The 1,168-nt window shown below is 68.1% G+C and carries 1 protein-coding gene and 1 pseudogene; both read right to left on the bottom strand.

Going from position 1 to position 1,168, the window contains the following annotated elements; translation table 11 throughout:
• A partial coding sequence (locus AOK18_RS28435; RefSeq protein WP_240503349.1) for an alpha-amylase family glycosyl hydrolase occupies nt 1-731 on the bottom strand: 731 nt, incomplete at its 3' end.
• A pseudogene (locus AOK18_RS28440) lies at nt 728-1,168 on the bottom strand (alpha-glucosidase C-terminal domain-containing protein); the annotation flags it as partial. The pseudogene AOK18_RS28440 and the gene AOK18_RS28435, both read right to left, overlap by 4 nt.

The raw sequence follows: 1,168 nt of genomic DNA on the forward strand, positions 1-1,168 counted from the left end.
ACCCGCTTCAGGAAGGCGTGCGTGGCGGGCAGGTTCTCGCAGTTGGTGCCCTCCTCCTGGTAGAGGTAGGGCACGGCGTCCAGCCGGAAGCCGTCGATGCCCAGGTCCAGCCAGAACTTCAGCGCGGAGATCACCTCCTCCTGCACGGCCGGGTTCTCGTAGTTGAGGTCCGGCTGGTGCGAGAAGAAGCGGTGCCAGTAGTACTGCCCCCGGACCTGGTCGTAGGTCCAGTTGGAGGCCTCGGTGTCGACGAAGATGATCCGCGCGTCCTGGTACTGCTTGTCGTCGTCCGCCCAGACGTAGTAGTCCCCGTAGGGACCGTCGGGGTCGCGGCGGGACTCCTGGAACCACGGGTGCTGGTCGCTGGTGTGGTTCATGACGAAGTCGATGATCACGCGCATGCCCCGCTGGTGGGCGGCGTCCACGAACTCCACGAAGTCGGCGAGGTCGCCGAACTCGGGCAGCACCGCGGTGTAGTCGGCGACGTCGTAACCGCCGTCGCGCAGCGGCGACTTGAAGAAAGGGGGTAACCAGAGGCAGTCGACGCCGAGCCACTGCAGGTAGTCGAGCTTGGCGGTCAGCCCCTTCAGGTCCCCGATGCCGTCGCCGTTGCTGTCCTGGAAGGAGCGGACGAGGACCTCGTAGAAGACGGCACGCTTGAACCAGTCCGGATCGCGGTCCTGTGCCGGTGTGTCCTCGAAGGTGTCCGGTACGGGCTCGTTGACGATCATGATGTGGGTGACCCTCCGATCTGCGGGGTGGACGGTCGGGACGGTCGCGCGGCCGCGTCGTGCGGGCCGGGGGAGACGGGCGCGGAGACCGCCGCCGTGCGGTCGTGGTCGTGCGGGCCCCCGTCCTCCCGGCCGACGACGAGCACGTGCGCGCCGCCCGGCCCCAGACGCACGTAGTTGGCCCTGCCCCAGTGGTAGGTCTCGCCGGTGAGTTCGTCGCGCACCGGGAACGACTCGTGCCATTCCAGGCCGAGTTGCGGCATGTCCAGCGAGACGGTCGCCTCCCGGGTGTGGTGGGGGTCGAGGTTGGCCACCACCAGCACCGTGTTCGAACCCCGCCTCTTCGAGTACGCGATCACCGGGTCCTGGTCCGCCTGGTGGAAACGGAGGTTCCGCAGCCGGTGCAGGGCCGGATTCTCCCGGCGGATGGTGTTGAG

It is taken from the genome of Streptomyces prasinopilosus, assembly GCF_001419695.1.
GTDB classification, from domain to species: domain Bacteria; phylum Actinomycetota; class Actinomycetes; order Streptomycetales; family Streptomycetaceae; genus Streptomyces; species Streptomyces prasinopilosus.